17 protein-coding genes are annotated in these 16,019 nt (G+C 66.9%); 8 read left to right on the forward strand and 9 right to left on the reverse strand.

The window, feature by feature from the left end; translation table 11 throughout:
* Window positions 1-13: 13 nt before the first annotated feature.
* The 4 genes from istA to QQK49_RS14085 all read left to right on the forward strand — a co-directional run bounded on the left by istA (window position 14) and on the right by QQK49_RS14085 (window position 4,058).
* On the forward strand, window positions 14-1,414 hold the full coding sequence (gene istA / locus QQK49_RS14070) for an IS21 family transposase (RefSeq protein ID WP_284304466.1): 1,401 nt from the start codon (window positions 14-16) through the stop codon (window positions 1,412-1,414).
* Window positions 1,414-2,379: an IS21-like element helper ATPase IstB gene (gene istB, locus QQK49_RS14075; protein ID WP_284304467.1), complete on the forward strand. Its 966-nt coding sequence runs from the start codon at window positions 1,414-1,416 to the stop codon at window positions 2,377-2,379. Before istA ends, istB begins: the two co-directional genes overlap by 1 nt.
* Before the next feature lie 177 nt (window positions 2,380-2,556).
* Window positions 2,557-3,399, forward strand: coding sequence for an alpha/beta fold hydrolase (locus QQK49_RS14080; RefSeq protein ID WP_284304468.1), 843 nt, complete (start codon window positions 2,557-2,559; stop codon window positions 3,397-3,399).
* Complete coding sequence (locus QQK49_RS14085; RefSeq protein WP_284304469.1) at window positions 3,396-4,058, forward strand: TetR/AcrR family transcriptional regulator; 663 nt, start codon at window positions 3,396-3,398, stop codon at window positions 4,056-4,058. Before QQK49_RS14080 ends, QQK49_RS14085 begins: the two co-directional genes overlap by 4 nt.
* Window positions 4,059-4,418: 360 nt before the next feature.
* On the opposite strand, the gene QQK49_RS14090 is transcribed toward QQK49_RS14085, so the two are convergent.
* Genes QQK49_RS14090 through QQK49_RS14105 form a run of 4 tightly spaced genes read right to left on the reverse strand, consistent with a single transcriptional unit; the run spans window position 4,419 to window position 7,260 of the window.
* Window positions 4,419-5,282, reverse strand: a complete 864-nt coding sequence (locus QQK49_RS14090) for a tyrosine-type recombinase/integrase (protein WP_284304470.1) — start codon at window positions 5,280-5,282, stop codon at window positions 4,419-4,421.
* 1 nt (window position 5,283) lies between these two features.
* Window positions 5,284-5,505: a helix-turn-helix transcriptional regulator gene (locus QQK49_RS14095; RefSeq protein ID WP_284304471.1), complete on the reverse strand. Its 222-nt coding sequence runs from the start codon at window positions 5,503-5,505 to the stop codon at window positions 5,284-5,286.
* 11 nt (window positions 5,506-5,516) lie between these two features.
* Window positions 5,517-7,097: a replication initiator gene (locus tag QQK49_RS22860; protein WP_348536191.1), complete on the reverse strand. Its 1,581-nt coding sequence runs from the start codon at window positions 7,095-7,097 to the stop codon at window positions 5,517-5,519.
* The gene (locus QQK49_RS14105; protein ID WP_284304473.1) at window positions 7,081-7,260 is read right to left on the reverse strand and encodes a hypothetical protein; all 180 of its coding nucleotides are present in this window, start codon (window positions 7,258-7,260) and stop codon (window positions 7,081-7,083) included. The genes QQK49_RS22860 and QQK49_RS14105 overlap by 17 nt, the downstream gene beginning before the upstream one ends.
* A gap of 465 nt (window positions 7,261-7,725) precedes the next feature.
* Between QQK49_RS14105 and QQK49_RS14110 the strand changes: the two genes are divergently transcribed.
* Window positions 7,726-8,985: an IS256 family transposase gene (locus QQK49_RS14110; RefSeq protein WP_284304475.1), complete on the forward strand. Its 1,260-nt coding sequence runs from the start codon at window positions 7,726-7,728 to the stop codon at window positions 8,983-8,985.
* Between the two features lie 24 nt (window positions 8,986-9,009).
* Here QQK49_RS14110 and QQK49_RS14115 read toward each other — a convergent pair whose 3' ends face one another.
* The 3 genes from QQK49_RS14115 to QQK49_RS14125 are packed head-to-tail and all read right to left on the reverse strand — an operon-like array spanning window position 9,010 to window position 11,170.
* The gene (locus QQK49_RS14115) at window positions 9,010-10,491 is read right to left on the reverse strand and encodes an FtsK/SpoIIIE domain-containing protein (protein ID WP_284304476.1); all 1,482 of its coding nucleotides are present in this window, start codon (window positions 10,489-10,491) and stop codon (window positions 9,010-9,012) included.
* A gap of 41 nt (window positions 10,492-10,532) precedes the next feature.
* Window positions 10,533-10,745 (reverse strand): hypothetical protein, encoded by a 213-nt coding sequence (locus QQK49_RS14120; RefSeq protein ID WP_284304477.1) that lies wholly within the window; start codon window positions 10,743-10,745, stop codon window positions 10,533-10,535.
* Window positions 10,742-11,170, reverse strand: a complete 429-nt coding sequence (locus tag QQK49_RS14125; protein WP_284304478.1) for a plasmid replication, integration and excision activator — start codon at window positions 11,168-11,170, stop codon at window positions 10,742-10,744. The genes QQK49_RS14120 and QQK49_RS14125 overlap by 4 nt, the downstream gene beginning before the upstream one ends.
* A gap of 137 nt (window positions 11,171-11,307) precedes the next feature.
* Between QQK49_RS14125 and QQK49_RS14130 the strand changes: the two genes are divergently transcribed.
* The 3 genes from QQK49_RS14130 to QQK49_RS14140 all read left to right on the forward strand — a co-directional run bounded on the left by QQK49_RS14130 (window position 11,308) and on the right by QQK49_RS14140 (window position 13,675).
* Entirely contained in the window at window positions 11,308-12,093 is a 786-nt protein-coding gene (locus tag QQK49_RS14130; RefSeq protein WP_284304479.1) for an XRE family transcriptional regulator, read from the forward strand.
* Window positions 12,094-12,273: 180 nt separating this feature from the next.
* Window positions 12,274-13,176 carry a hypothetical protein gene (locus tag QQK49_RS14135; protein WP_284304480.1) on the forward strand — a complete coding sequence of 301 codons (903 nt, stop codon included), beginning with the start codon at window positions 12,274-12,276 and terminating at the stop codon, window positions 13,174-13,176.
* A 31-nt stretch (window positions 13,177-13,207) separates the two neighbouring features.
* The gene (locus QQK49_RS14140; RefSeq protein ID WP_284304481.1) at window positions 13,208-13,675 is read left to right on the forward strand and encodes an NUDIX hydrolase; all 468 of its coding nucleotides are present in this window, start codon (window positions 13,208-13,210) and stop codon (window positions 13,673-13,675) included.
* On the opposite strand, the gene QQK49_RS14145 is transcribed toward QQK49_RS14140, so the two are convergent.
* The gene (locus QQK49_RS14145; protein WP_284304482.1) at window positions 13,646-14,206 is read right to left on the reverse strand and encodes an HD domain-containing protein; all 561 of its coding nucleotides are present in this window, start codon (window positions 14,204-14,206) and stop codon (window positions 13,646-13,648) included. The two genes, QQK49_RS14140 and QQK49_RS14145, sit on opposite strands and share 30 nt — an antisense overlap.
* An 11-nt stretch (window positions 14,207-14,217) precedes the next feature.
* Window positions 14,218-15,819: a type ISP restriction/modification enzyme gene (locus QQK49_RS14150; protein ID WP_284304484.1), complete on the reverse strand. Its 1,602-nt coding sequence runs from the start codon at window positions 15,817-15,819 to the stop codon at window positions 14,218-14,220.
* Window positions 15,820-16,019: the final 200 nt, after the last annotated feature.

Here is a 16,019-nt window from a genome sequence, read left to right on the forward strand (position 1 = left end):
GAGCCTGGGCGGGGTGATCACCGTGGAGGACTGGGCTGAGATTCGTCGTCTGTACCGTTCGGAGGGGTTGTCGAAGGCGGCGATCGCCCGCAGGTTGGGGATCTCGCGGAACACGGTCGCGAAGGCGTTGGCGTCGGACGGGCCCCCGCGGTACGAACGACCGGCGAAGGGTTCGCTGGTCGACGCGGTCGAGCCCCGGGTCCGGTTGCTGCTGGCCGAGTACCCGACGATGCCCGCGACCGTGATCGCCGAGCGGATCGGCTGGGAGCACTCCTTGACGATCCTCAAGGACCGCGTCCGCGACCTGCGGCCCTTGTATCAGGGCATCGACCCGGCCGACCGGGTGGAGTACACCCCCGGTGAGGTCGCCCAGTGCGATCTGTGGTTCCCGCCCGTACCGATCCCGGTCGGCAAGGGCATCGAGCGGATCCTGCCAGTCCTGGCCATGACGAGCGGATACTCCCGGCACACGTCCGCGGTGATGATCCCCTCCCGGCAAGGAGGCGACATCCTCGCGGGCATGTGGCGCCTGCTCGCCGGCCACCCGACCGACCCGACACGGCCCGGGTGGGGTCGGTGCCCTCGCGCCCTGGTGTGGGACCGGGAGTCAGCGATCGGTGGCAAGGGCAAGCCGACTCCGGCCGCAGCCGCGTTCGTGGGCACCCTCGGCGTCCGGTTGATGCTCGCGCCCGCCCGCGACCCCGAGTTCAAGGGTCTGGTCGAGCGACGCAACGGCTTCTTCGAGACCTCCTTCCTGCCCGGTCGCGTGTTCACGAGCCCGGCAGACTTCAACACCCAGATCAGCGAGTGGCTCACCACGAAGGCCAACACGCGGTTCGTCCGCTCGATCGGGGCCACGATTACCGACAGGTGGCCGATCGACCGGGCCGCGATGATCACCCTGCCCCCGGTCGCCCCACAGGTGGGGCTACGCGCCAGGGTGCGGCTGGCGCGGGACTACTACGTGCGCATCGACGCCAACGACTACTCCGTCGACCCATCGATGATCGGCCGGTTCGTCGACGTCGTCGCCGGTCCCGACCGCGTCACCGTCACCCACGAGGGCGCCGTCGCCGCCGACCACGCCCGCTACTGGGGCAGCGCAGCGACGATCACCGACCCGAACCATCAGGCCACCGCCAAACGGTTGCGCGGCGACTACCAGGCCACCCGCGCCGCCACCGCCCGGCGCCACCAGCTACGCGCCCACGCCGACGGGCACGCCGTCGCGCTGCGGGCGCTTCCCGACTACGACGCCCTGTTCGGCATCGACTTCCACACCAACCCCACCACCCCGCACACCCCCGAGCCCGTGACCGACTCCGTCCGTGAGCACGAAGCCGAAGCGGCCGACGGGCCCGATGGCTCGGCCCCCGGCATCATCCGCCCCACCTCCCAAGGAGCTACGTCCTGATGACCCCCACCACCGCTGTCGCCGATGCACTCGACGAGGACACCACCGCGCCTGCCGCACTGCCCGCCGGCGACGAGGACCCCGCCGCGCGCGCGGACACCGGACGAGGCCGCAAGCGAACCAGCAAGCCGGTGCTTGCCGCACCGACTCCCGCACCGCCCGCGCCCGCAGGAGCGCCAGGGATCGCCGCTGCCGCGTCCGGCGCGCGGCTGGACTCCCAGATCGCCTACCTGACGCGGGTCCTGAAGATGCCCACGATCGGGCGGACCTGGGCCGACCTGGCCGACCAGGCCCGCGACCTGGGCTGGTCCCACGAGGAGTACCTCGCCGCCGTGCTCGAGCGCCAGGCCGCTGACCGCGAGTCCGCCGGGACGATGATGCGCATCCGCACCGCGCACTTCCCCGCGATGAAGACCCTCGAAGACTTCAACTACGACCACCTGCCCTCGCTACGCCGCGACGTCCTGGCCCACCTCGCCACGTCCACCTACGTGCCGAAGGCCGAGAACGTCGTCCTGCTCGGCCCGCCCGGCATCGGCAAGACCCACCTCGCCATCGGCCTCGGGATCAAGGCCGCGCAGAACGGTCACAGCGTCCTGTTCGACACCGCGTCCGCGTGGATCAACCGCCTCACCATCGCCCACCAGGGCGGTCAGCTCGACGCCGAGCTGAAGAAGATCCGCCGCTACAAGCTGATCATCGTCGACGAGGTCGGCTACATCCCCTTCGACACCGACGCCGCGAACCTGTTCTTCCAGCTCGTCGCCTCACGCTACGAACAAGGCTCGATCATCGTCACCTCGAACCTGCCCTTCGGCCGCTGGGGCGAGACCTTCAGCGACGACGTCGTCGCCGCAGCCATGATCGACCGCCTCGTCCACCACGCCGAAGTCCTCGCCCTATCCGGCGACTCCTACCGCACCCGCGCCCGCCGCGACCTACTCGCCCAAGACCGCGACCGCTGAACAACCACCCACAGTCACAACCGGCCCCACCGGCACACACAAGACGGATTGCCACCCGCGGCATGTGCGTGCGTTCAGTCCGCCAGTCAGCGGTACGGACAGGGGTGACCGTCAGGCCGGGGCGATGAGATCACAATCACGCATTGACCGAATGAACGATATGGGTCAAAGTGTCTCATGCTCAATCGCAAAAACAACCCACCCGCCTCGATCGTGGTGGAGCGAGCCGACTCGCGCGTGCACGCCTGGGTCACCGGGCCCACCGAGGCACCGCTCATCGTCCTGACGCACGGGGCGGCCATGGACCATCGGATGTTCGATCCGCAGGTGGAGCCCTTGGTCGAGGCCGGCTATCGGGTCCTGACGTGGGACCTTCGTGGTCACGGGGACTCGCAGCCGCTCGGTCGCTCACCGATTCTCGTCGGCGACATGGTGGACGATCTGCTCGCACTGCTCGAGCGCCTGGACGTGAGGGGACCTATCTGCGTCGGCGGTCAGTCGTTGGGGGGATACGTCGCGCAGGAGCTGGCTTTTCTGCACCCGCAACGGGTGAGTGCGATGGTGATCGTGGGCTCGACCTGCATCACCCTGCCCATTCCGCGATGGGAACACCTGGCCCTCAGGTCGTCCGTCGCGTGGTTCGCGGTGTGGCCATGGGACCATTTCCGGCGCACCATCGCCCGCGCCACCGCTCTCACCCCGGACGTGCAGGAGTATGCGGCCGACGCCGCCTCCCGAATGTCGAAGCGGGACTTCGTACGGGTGTGGTCGGGACTGTCGGAGTCCTTGCACCCCGAACCGCACTACCGCATCGACATACCGCTCCTTCTCGCCCACGGGGACGCCGACCGGACCGGCAACGTCGCACGCACCGCGGGCGACTGGGCTCGCAGGGACCCTCAGTGTCGATACGAGGTCATCCCGAAGGCGTCGCACAACGCCAACCAGGACAACTCGCCCGCCTTCAACCGGGTGCTCCTCGACTTCCTGGCCGAGCACTACCCAACGGCTCGTTCATGACGACCCGACGCGACCGCCTCTTCGATGTCGCTGCAGACCACTTCGTCCGATTCGGTTTCCGCAAGGCCAGCATCTCCGGCATCACGCACGAGGCGAAGGTGTCCAAGGGCGCCCTCTACCTGGAGTTCGCCACGAAAGACGACCTGTTCACCCAAGTGGTGTACCGGGAGTTCCGGCTCTACCTGCAGGACGCTCTGGCCCGCGTTCAGAACGACCCGGAAGGTGGTCGCCTGTCGCGCATCTACCGCCACTGCCTCGCCGCGCTCCTGAAGCGCGAGTTCCTGGTATCGCTGTACACCGATACCGACGGAGCCCTAACCGGTCTACTCGTTCAACACGGGCCGGAGCGATACGGGCCCCGCGTGGTCCTCGGGGAGACCTTCCTCGCACGTCTGCAGCAGGCGGGACTCGTCACCCCGACCATTCCCGCAGCGTCACTGAGTCACACCCTCAGCGTGCTCACGACCGGCCCCCTCCTCGCCGAACCGCTGCTCCGCCGGGAGGACAGTCCACCACTGCGCGAAACCCTCGGAGCCATCAGCGACATGATCTCTACTTCATTCGAGATCTCCGGACCCGACGTCTCCGAGGGCAAGGAGGCCTTCGCCGATCTCGTCCAAGCGCTCATCAGTGAACTCGATCCCGAGAGGCTTGCTTGACCGTTCTCCATCGACCGAGGCTCCTCGCGACGGCAATAGAAGAGTGCATCAGCGCGTGAGCGGGGGTGCCGAGTTCTGTCAAGGAGGGCCGCCGCAATGGCGCCTACCCACATACGTGGCCGCTTGCGCAAAGCAGACGGCGGCTCGACGCCCGCGTCTTTCCAGTGCCTCGGTGCGGCCCAGTTCAACGCGCGCTTCTCGACAGGTGAGGACGACCACGAACGCGGCGGCTATCTGGCTTCCGAGGAACCGTGCGTGACCAGGACCACAACTCCGGCTTCACCGTACGAGAGTGATGTCGGACACACACGACCGTCGGCGCGTGCTCAGACTGCTCAGTTTTCAGCCGTCGACATCTGCTCAGTTTTCACCCGTCGTTGACAACACACGACGACGCCAGTTGTTGAGCCGCAGCGGCCCGCCTTTGGTCGAGGGGAACACGAGGTCCTCACCGCCCCTCCCCCGGCACACCTCCACGAGGTAGCCCATGAGCACGGGCGGCACGGGGACGCTGCGGGTCTGGTGTGTCTTGGGGGTCGACCACACGAGTGACGAGCCGACGACGGTGACGCTCTCGGCGATGACGAGACGATTGCGGGCGGGGTCGACGCGCTTGACCTTCAGCGCGGCGAACTCCCCGAAACGGATGCCGGTCAGCCCCAGGACGAGCAGCTCCAACCCATGTGCTCCCGCGGCCTCGACGAGGCGACTGAGCTCGGCGGGGCTGAGGAAACGGGGATCATGGCGGGTCTGCTTGGGCAGTCTGACGCCCTTGGTCGGGTTGGCACCGATGCGGTGATCGGCCGCGGCCGCCTCGAAGATCATCGAGGTCACCAGGTACACCTTCCGGACCTGACCGGGGGACATCCCGCCGGAGACGAGATCGCCGATCCACGCCGCGACGTCGGAGCGCGCAACCTTGGCGAGCGGCCACGGCCCCCACTGTGGGATGACGTGCGTCCGCGCGACCTCGCGGTAGCGAAGGGCCGTGCTCGGCTTGAGGTGACCGAGGCCGGCCATCCACGTCTCGGCGAACTGGGCGAACCGCAGCTTCCCGGCAGCCGGGTCGATGTACGTGCCGCGGTTCATCTGAGTCTGCAGTTCCGAGAGAAACCGTTCGGCATCGACCTTGCGCTTGAACGACTTCTTGCGCTGCGCGCCTGCGGGGTCACGCCATCGGGCAAGCCACATGCCGTCGCGCGTGTTCTTCACGACCTGAGCCATGTCAGGCCACCTTGGACGCTGCCCAGGTCCGCACGGACGAGGGGTCGAAACGCAGGTGCTTGCCGAGGCGCATGCAGGGCGGCCCCTCGCCCCGATGGCGCCACTGATAGATGGTCGGGACCGAAACGCCGAGAAAGGCCGACACGTCGTCGATCGTCCACAGACGGTCACAGTCGAGGGCAGGAGCGGTGAACTCCAGGGGAAGGGCGGGCTGCCGGGCCATGGGGGTTCCTCTCACGTCGTTGTGCGGGCGGGAGCATCGGCGCGCCACCTCGCGTACTCCCTTGCTCGGGCGGCCGATGCCTCCGCCAGGGCGGCATCCCCGGGGCGCGGCCAGCCGGTCCCCGCGTACTCCCACGCTCCGATCACGAGAGTGGTCTCGTCTTCGTCGGCGAGGAGGCGGGTTTCAAGGTCCCGCACGTCGAGCTGCGAGCCGTTGCGCGCTGCTTCGGCAACCAACCGCTGATACCGCTGCCGTGCGCGTCGCAAGCGTCCGAGAGTCACCGAGTAGCGACGGGACTTGGTCGAGAAGTGCCCGCGAAACCCGAGCATGTGTGCCCACTTACCGAGTAGGCGGTAGTAGTCGAGCCCCGTCCGGAGGTCGACGGGCACAGAGCGTGTGCCGACGCCGGCGCGTCGATGCTCGTCGCGGTCCCTCGCGAGGTCGGCGAGGCGGTGGCACTCGGCTTCCAGGCGGCGCAAGTGCGGTTTCGCGTCGCTGCGGTCGGTCGTCGTTCCGGCGTCCTTGGTGGCGTACTTGGCCAGGTATCCCGCGACCTGCTCAGGGGTGAGTTCGTCCCTCGTCCGCAGGTGCGCGGGGCCGTGTGTGACGATGCGGACGTCGAGCTGAGTTCCCCACGCCAGAACGCGCACGGTGCCGCCGTCATCGACCGGCGGAGCCGAGACGGACACCGTTCGAGCAGCCCCGCGCAGCAGGTCGGCGAGGGTGTCCGCGTCCAGTGGTGCCGGACTGCCAGGGCCGGCCGTCCCGTCGAGACGGATCAGCGCATGGAAGTGCACGAGGCCGCGAGCCTGGTACTCGGCAACCTTGGCGAACTGCACCGAGCAGGTGTCCGTGAGGGCACGCTCCTTCACCCCCAGGCGTCCGGCGAGGGCGCGGCGCAGGGCAATGGTGGTCCGCCGCCACAGCTCGGGAGCATGCCACTGCCAGACGACGGCCGTAGTCCAGTCGTAGCAATCCCAGCAGAGGGGCGAGCCCACCACCTGGTCGCCGTCAGCATGTGCCGCGTTGCACGACAGCCGAACCCCGTGGGGGCAGCGTTCGACGCGGTCGCCAGAACGAGGGCGACACTTGGCGCCGTCCGCACGGACACCATGAACATGGCCGAGGGACGGTGCCGTGAAGGTGGCGAAGAGAAGGGGTGCCGACGCAACCTCGGCCGGGACGGTCTTCCCACCGACGACCCCGGATCGGATCAGTTCGAAGGTGTCGCGCGCGTACGTGCGGGAGCATGCGGGGCAGACATGGGCGCGTCGGTTGCCGCAGGGGGTGAGGAGCACCCCGAGGGGTGCGTCCCTCGACGAGAACCGGGACAGCACCTCACCCGTGACGCGGTCGACGGTGGTCGAGGAGCCGTGCAGGTGAACGGGACGGCGGCAGTTGCCCACGGACGCAAGCGCGTCTGCGAATGCGTCGGCCGTCCCGTCCAGGAGGCGGGACAGGATGCCGACGTGGTCCGAGGACGACAGGCTGGACAGGTCCAGCGGAGCATCCTCGCCATGGCCAGGGAACCCCCGGCGTGTGTCGGGGATGCCCCACTGCAGGTGTCCAGAGAAGTCATGCCGCGAACCCACCCACGTCGGCGATGTGGTCGAGGTCGAGGGCGGCCTGCACCCCCAACAGGCGACCGGAGCGTGTGATCAGCGGTCGCCAGGTCACCGGGACGGCGGCGGCGGGGTCGACGGCCGTGGGATCACGGTCGGTGCCGGCCCACCATCCCCCTGACGTCGAGGGCATCGACGGCGGCCAGGCACTCGAACAACGCCGGACATGTCTGACAGACCGCGGCCATCGTCACGGCCTGCCATTGCGTCACGTCGATGCTGTCGCTGGTCCACGGAAGGTCTAGGCGGTCCGCACACGCAGGGCGGTTGTTCCAGGTGATCACGCGGCCTTCTCCTTTCGCGGTGTGGCGGAGGGATGCGGAATGACCTCGCCGACCACGTCGACGCCGGCTGCTCCATCTGCCTGAATCCTCGGGGCCGGGGAAGTGGCGGCGATGCCGGCGGCAACGCGGTCTCGGTACATCGCGTAGGAGGTGAAGTAGAGGCGGACACGACGAATGCCGGCACCGGGTGAAGTTGAGTCCCCGATAGTGGTGTAGCGCGGTCGCTGTCCTCGTCCCGGTAGTGGACGTGGGTGCGGCCACCGCGTGATCCTTCGAGTCAGCCTTCCACAGAATCCTCGAACGGAGTCATCACGATGACCGCACCACACATTGTCGACCCTGCCGGCCTGCTCAGTGAAGCCCTGTCCGAAGCATCGCCGGACCTGATGCGCAGCCTGCTGCAGACCATGATCAACGCGTTGCTGTCCGCGGACGCCGACGCGGTGGTCGGGGCCGAGTACGGCCAACCCAGCGCCTCGCGGACGGCGCAACGCAACGGCTACCGCCACCGCGACCTCGATACCCGCGTCGGGACCGTGGATGTCGCGATCCCGAAGCTGCGGCAAGGCACCTACTTCCCGGAGTGGCTCCTCGAGCGCCGCAAGCGGGCAGAGTCCGCGCTGATCACCGTCGTCGCCGACTGCTACCTCGCCGGAGTGTCCACCCGCCGCATGGACAAGCTCGTCAAGACGTTGGGGATCGACTCGCTGTCCAAGTCCCAAGTCTCACGGATGGCGAGTGATCTGGACCAGATCGTCGAGGACTTCCGCCACCGGCCCCTGGCCGACGCAGGGCCGTTCACGTTCGTGTCCGCGGACGCGCTGACGATGAAGGTCCGCGAAGGCGGACGCGTGGTCAACGCCGTCGCGCTGATCGCGGTCGGTGTCAACGCCGACGGGCACCGCGAAGTCCTCGGGCTCCGCATCGCGACCAGTGAAACCGGGCCGGCGTGGAACGAGTTCTTCGCCGACCTGACCGCCCGCGGCCTGACCGGCGTCCGCTTGGTCACCTCCGACGCCCACCAAGGCCTGGTCGAGGCCATCGCGGCGAACCTGCCCGGCGCGACCTGGCAACGCTGCCGCACCCACTACGCCGCGAACCTGATGTCGGTGACCCCGAAGAGTATGTGGCCGGCCGTGAAAGCGATGCTGCACAGCGTGTACGACCAGCCCGGCAAGGACGCCGTCCAGGCGCAGTTCGACCGGCTGCTGGACTACGTCGACGGGAAGCTGCCCGAGGTCCACGAGCACCTCGACGCCGCCCGCGCGGACATCCTCGCCTTCACCGCCTTCCCCAAAGACGTGTGGAACCAGATCTGGTCGAACAACCCCGCCGAACGCCTCAACCGCGAGATCCGCCGCCGCACCGACAGCGTGGGGATCTTCCCCCACAGGGCAGCGATCGTGCGCCTGGTCGGAGCCGTCCTGGCCGAGCAAACCGATGAATGGGCCGAAGGACGCCGCTACCTCGGCCTCGACGTCCTCGCCCGCTGCCGCATCAACCTCATCACCGACACCGACACCGACACCGGCCCCGAGATCGGAGGCGACAACCTGCCCGCCCTCACAGCCTGACCCCCCACGAAGGAACACCCACCGCTACACCACTACCCGGGACTTGACCCCGGGTGATTCGACGAGAGCCATGCCGGGGGCGAAATCCCGTACAGCGTGGACGTGATCACGGGTGATGCCGTCGTGAAGCATGGCGACGGCATCACCGTTGTCGACGCGCAGGGTGAGCCGAAGTGCGAGGTTCATCCGGTCGTCGGTGGCAAGCGCGTCGGCGCTCATGCGCTGGGCGAGGACCAGAACGAAGAGACCGACCTTCGCTCCCTCCTTGACGAGTCGCCCGAGGGCGGCTGCGAGGCGAGGGGCGAGCCGCTCCCCTGCCTTGGCGCCGGTTTCGTTGTCGAGAGCCTTCGCTGCGGCGAGCAGACCGGGGTACTCCTCCATGACGACCCATACCGCCGGGGCCGACGCCGTGAAGGTCGTGATCTTGTCGACGCCCGACGAACGCAGAACGCGAATGCGGGTGTCCATGAGGGTCACGAGGTCGGACATCACGGCTACGGCGTGCGTGATGTCGTCACGAGACGTTCCGGTGGCGATGAGCGCTCCCCCACGCCCGCCGTTCTCGCTCGTGAACGGCCCGAGCAGCAGCCCCGAGGGGTCGACTCCGGTGACGATCACGTCGGGCCGGTGGGCAAGAGCCGCGAGAAGCGTGTAGCAGGCGGACGACTTGCCGGAGCGGGTAGCACCCTGCATGCCGGCGTGCGCGGTGCCGTACGGGTTGAGCGCCACAGACCGACCGTGTTCATCGCGGCCCAGGACGACGGCCCAGGGGTCCGACGTGTACGGATCCGCCGCCGGCGCCCGACGCACCACCGCACCTACTGGGCGAGGCATTCCGGGCGAGGTCCGCACCGTCATGCCACCACGACGGCCGGGGGCGGGAACAGCAGAGGCGTGATCGAGGGAGGTGATGGTCCCCCGCCTGGCGTCGGGGTCGGGGGCGACGATCTCCTGAGCCAGAGGATCGCGGCGAAGGACATCGAGAAGCACCCAACCCGGCCTACCCGTCTCGCGCACGGTGACGGCATGCGCGGTGAAGGTGGCCGCCAAGGAGGCGGAAGCATCGCGCCACGTCGACAAGGTCTGCCCCGGCGCCATACGAACCAGCAGGACGTCGATGCCGTTCGCGGTACGGGTATGGCGCACGAGGCCCGGTGTGTGCGTAGCGGTTCCGATCCGTGGGGCGAGATGCGCTGCGTGGCAGGCGGTGTCCCACCGGGGGCGATAGACGAGGACACGGAATGCCTGCCCGGTTGCCGCCGTGGTCAGACCCCGAAGGGTCCCAGGCCGGTACCGGGCAAGAACGGCGCCGGCGGCCGCCACGAGGAGAACCAAGGTGGAGGCCACCACGTAGTGCCCGGCTGTGAGGAGGCCGGCCCAGCCCCCGATCAGTGCGGCCGCAACCACCAGCAGCGGCGCATGCATGGCCACGCCAAGGAGGGCACCGACGGCGCGGACCACGCTCACCAGGGCGCGAGCCCCGGCACCGGCACTTGAGTGCTCCACGCGAACAGCGACGGGGGCCGTGACATGGCTGGCGGCGAACATCACGCGGCGCCCAACGACGAGAAGGCGCTGACGAGGCCCTGACTGATCTGCGTAACTGCGGACATGACGGGCCTCCCCAAGCTCGTGGAAGCGAGGGTGAGGCCGAGCACGAGACCCAGGACGGTGGAGCCTGCCCGCGCGGCACGGGTCTTGAGGGCGATGAGCGTGATGACGAGAACGACAACGAACAGGGGCGCGTTGATCATCGTCACGCCGCCTTCTCAGCCGTGGGAGGCGTCTTCCGCCCGGCACCCGGTGCGGCGAGGGCGTCAGCCTTGAACGACCAGGCGATGCGGGGCCGGCTGCCCGAGTCGTCGACCCACGGCAGGGCCGTCAGCCCGACGAACTCGATGGCGGTGAACGGGAAAGGGGTGTCGTTCGAGGGCGGCACCGGCTGGTGGGTCGCCGCGATCTTGACCGTGATGGTCTTGTCCCTCTTGCCCGCCTGCTCATCGGCGTCCAGGACCGGGACGGACCAGAGCGGGAGGCCCGTGTCCTTGTCGAGCTGCTGCGGGCGCGACCCGTCGGGGCGGGCGGGGGCGTTGAAGTCGCTCACCGGTTCGACTGCCCCGACAAGCCACGCACCCGCGGGGAACACGTCGGCGTGCTGGACGGGGAAGCGCTTCTGAATGGCCATGATTGGTCTCCTTGATCGGCGCCCGTTGGTGGGCTGACACCAGAAGACCCCGGGGCCGAGGGACGCCGACACCACAGGGCTGGACGTTTGGGGACGTCTCTGAGAGGATTGAAACGTCCCCAAACGTCAGGTGCCCCATGCAGACGAACGAAAGACTCCGCGGCGCCATCGTGAGCGCCGGCCTCACCCCCGCCGACCTGGCCGAACGCGTGGAGGTCGACCCCAAGACGGTCGAACGGTGGATCACGACCGGCCGGGCCCCACACCGCGCGCATCGCCTCAAGGCGGCACACATACTCGGGCAAGACGATGTCTATCTGTGGCCCAGCACAGCGAACACCCGGCAGGCCGTCAGCGCCGCGCAGGCCGAGCTGGTCACGATGTACCCCAACCGTGGAGCCGTCCCCGCCGAGGAATGGTTCCGCCTCGCGCGCGAGGCGAGGGAGTCCATCGATCTCCTTGCCTTCGCTGCAAGCTTCCTCCACGACGGCCTTCCGGGATTCGCCGAACTACTCGCAGATCGAGCACGAGCGGGTGTGCGCGTGCGGCTTCTCTTCGGCGACCCGGCGTCCGCCGCGGTGGCCCTTCGTGGCGAGGAGGAGGGGATCGGCGACCTACTCGGCAGCCGATGCGCGCTTTCATGGGCATACCTGCGAGCCCTCTTGGATACCCCCGGCATAGAAGCGCGCCAGCACGGAGCGACGCTATACAACTCCATCTTCCGATTCGACGACACGGTGCTCGTCAACACCCACGCCTTCGGGGCGCCAGCCTCCCACTCCCCTGTGCTACACATCCAGCGCATCCCCGGCGGACGCCTGCACTCTCACTACTCTGCCAGCTTCGAACGGGTCTGGGCGTCGGCAATGCCCCTGACATCAAGCCCCCAGCCGCCTCGGGATGGCCCGAAGGCCCATATCTGACCCCAGATACCTGGGTGCCCCGGCCAGCGTCAGCCGACCGGGGCAGGGACCCCTCGTACCGGCATGATCAGGTGCCGGCCCCAGGAGTTGCGCCCCTAGGGGAGAGTTGACGCCTCCCCTAGGGTAGGTAGAAGACTACCTGTGCAATGTTCATACTACACGAAGGATTGGGGACATGCAATGACCACGGTGCAGGTGTGGGCCGGAGTCGACGCGCGAGGAATTGCCTCTCTGAACGTCATGAGCGACAGCAGAATAAGCTGGGAGGATCCGAGAAGAAGCGGACAAGGTCAGCGTCCGCAATATCTCTACGACCAAGGCAAGAAGATATTTCATTGTCGCAATTACCCGCACATCTTCGCCTATTGCGGAGATTCGCTATTCGCAGCCCTAGCATTATCTCAGCTCTCGGATCAAATTGATTCTGGCATAGTCTCGCCGCGCCAGGGGGGCCAATGGGGCGATGTAGTACATCAAGCGCTGGACAACCTTTTTGAGGGATACCCCACTCAGGTACTGGGCCCCTCCGTTACCATGCTCCACCTCAGCAGAAGTGGCGACCGGATGGAAGCTAAATTTCACCTGGAGTCGTACACCTACAGGAATAGATACGACAGCGAGCAGCCTAGACGCGGGCGCTGGATACGGCATGCCTACGACCTAGCGGACGTGATGGAGGGATCGCGAACTTCTAAAGTGATCGAGGTCGCAGGCAGCGGCAGCCCGCACCTCCGCGAGATCCAGGCGTCACGCGGCCTCGACTCCACGGCCCGCGATACTAGCCGCCTAATTTTCGCTAATTTCATCGCCTGGCTCGACCAGGCCAATGGGCCGGAATCGCCCGACCCTCGCTCGGGAGGCGCGCCCCAGATGTGCCGGCTTATTCGCATCGGCAACCCGCGACCCGTAGGCCTCGTTTATAACCGGCGCAAACACTTCGGAGGGGCGTCAATCCCCAAACCTACAGATACCCTCGAGGTGAGCTGGCATAACAAACACTTTGAGATCGTGGACCCAAGAACCCGCAGAAAGAAGGCCAGGGCGCAAACGCATTCCGACCTTAAGGGAATGGCTCCTGGATAGAACCCGTTCGTCTCCGCCTATAATGACCCGCATGGCGCGAATCGACTACGTAGACGACCCTAACGCACCCCAGGCCAACAGCGTCGTGCCCTCCGTGGTTGCGATCGTCCAGGACGATAAGGGCCGGTTGCTCCTCATCCACAAGACCGACAACGGCAAGTGGGCCCTCCCTGGCGGCGGGCATGACGTTGGCGAGAGCATCACCGAGACCGTCGTGCGCGAGGTCAAGGAGGAGACGGGCTACGACGTCGAGGTCGAGACACTGACGGGCACCTACACGAACCCCCGCCACGTCATGGCGTACGACGACGGCGAGGTGCGCCAGCAGTTCTCCCTGGCGTTCCGTGCGCGGCTGGTCGGCGGGGAGATGCAGACCAGCAGCGAAAGCGATGAGGTCGTCTGGCTCACGCGCGACGAGCTCGCGGATCTGGACATGCACCCGTCCATGCGGCAGCGGATCGACGACGCGCTAACAGCAGACCGGCCAGTCCTGCGGTAGTCCCAGCGCCGCCTTGGCCCGCCGGGACGACGCGAGCAGGGAAGCCCGGGAGTTCTGTACTGCCTCGTGCACCGGGTGCCCGTCCCCGTAGCGAGACAGAATCTCGGCGATCCGCTTCACATCGAGGACCGGTTCGCCCGTGGGCGAGGTAGCCAAGTCGATCATCGTCAGGGCGTCGAGCTCGTCAGCCGGCGGCTGCGCGAAGGCGTCGAGTTCCTCCAGCAGTCCTCGCTCCTGAGCCTCGAAGCCGGCGCCGGTGTGCCAAGCCACTAGTCGAATGACCTCGGCAGGCGCCCCGTGTTTGACGAGGAAACGGGCCCCATCCAGCGGATGGAATCCCGTGTGCGCGATGGCGTGGCCGTACCCGATGTCATGAAGCCACGCCGCTACGGCAACCCGCTCGGCAAGCCCGGCAGTGTTACACAGGTCTTCCGCACGTTGGCCGACAGACTGAACATGGTCCCATCGCGGCCGAATATCGCCCACCATGTTGCGCGCTAACAGCCGAGCGTCGTCCGCAGATGTGATCATGTCTCATTGTCTCAATCGCGCGTGGAGCTATCGGGGCCGTCGAGAATGTCCAAGAGAGGCAGGGCATCGACGATCTTCATCGTCTCAACGCTCACCGTGACGATGCGGGCAAGCAGGTCGAGGATGTAGCGAGGGTCGCCGACTTCCCGGGACCAGTCGTTCGGGTCGTTGACGATGCCCGATGCCTTGTCCGTCTTCACCTGGTAGCGGTCCATGATCCACTCGACGGCCGAGCGCGAGCCGAGCATGTAGCGGTAGGCGTCCTCGGGGATCCCGGACACGGTGATGCGGCCGTTGTACTTGATGGTCGACTTGTCGGCCACGAGCTTCTTCGTCTCGGGGTCGCGCTGCTTGGCGAAGGCCATCTTCTCCACGCGGTAGAACTCCCACGCCACTGCGCCGGACGGCTGAACGTCGAGGCCCTCCAGCGGGTAGGGCTCGACGGTCTCGTAGTCGAGGTGCAGCTTCGCCAGCTCCCGGCCGGCCTTCACGTACGGCCACGGGTCTATGACGAGCGGGATGCGCGGCAGCATCTTCTTGAGGTCCGCGGCGTACATCTCGCGGTAGTCCTGGGAGTGGAGCAACCCGTAGCAGTAGTCGAAGATGTCGTCCTTCGTGACGCGGTCGCCGTACGCCGCCCGGAATTTCTTAAGTGCTTCGTCTGTGACGTTGTCGACGCGCCTGTACCCATCCACCACGTTCGCGTCATCGGCGTCGGCCACGTCGAAAGATAGCATCGCCTCGCCGGCGCCCATGCCAACGGGCTCGTACCGCCATCTGGCGAAGAACTGTCCCGGATTTCCTGCACCCCCGAGAACTAGGTCGGGGATCGCTTCGACAAGGAGTGTTTGAAACGGGGCGGGGCATCCCGGGGCAGAAAGCCAGAATCCGTGATTAGAAACTGTGCTCGAGGGGAACAGTCGCTCGAGCTGGTAGACGGTGTTGTTTAGCGTTCGATCAAACCACACGGCTTGCCGGGTGAAAGGTCGATATGTCTGCCGTCGGAGCGAGTCTGAGGCGAGTACATACTTGCGTCCACGACGCAGGTTCGCCCTGTCTGCTCGATCCCAACTGAATTGCGACGGATCCATGTTCGGCGTGCTAGAGGAGCCGCCGATGCGATCGACCTCTGCGTTGTAGAACTTCACCATTTTCTTGATGTTCGATTCAACTCTTGCCGGGCTGAATCCTGAAACCCACGCATCTCGATTCGTTTTCAAGCCAGCGGAACTGAGCACAAAAATGCGCTCGGTGGCCGTCTTGTCTCCAATCGGGAGGAAGTTGGGAAAGTCATCTCTGCGCTGGTTGAGCCAGTCGCCGTGCTCGTTGGGGGCGATGTCCATGGCGTCAAGGCCGGTGATGTCGCTGGCGGCGGCGATGAGGTCGAGCTTCTGGCGGCGGGTGAGGTAGTCGCCGATGTCGGTGTAATGGATACGTGAAGAGCCGGTGTGGGTGGGGTCCTTGACGAGGACGGTGATCGCCACGGTGGCGCGCGATCCGGCGTCGAAGATCTTTCCGCCCTCCTTGCGTGACTGCTCGCCCGCGGTGCGCTGGTTGCCACGGAGGTTGTAGACGTAGATGTCGCTGAACTCCTCGGCCAGGGTGAGGCGCATGCCATCGGCCGTGTTCGAGTCGAGCCATCCACCGTTGGTCACGAAGGCAATGACGCCCCGGTCCGACAGGCGCAGGGTGGCCCACTTGATGGCGCGGATGTAGGAGTCGTAGAGGCTGTTCTTCAGCGTCGCAGTCGACCGGGCTGCGTAGGTGCTTCGGATGGCGGCATCGAGGTCTGGATAGGACTCATTGGCGTTGT

Source organism: Mobilicoccus caccae (assembly GCF_030161635.1).
GTDB classification, from domain to species: Bacteria; Actinomycetota; Actinomycetes; order Actinomycetales; family Dermatophilaceae; genus Mobilicoccus; species Mobilicoccus caccae.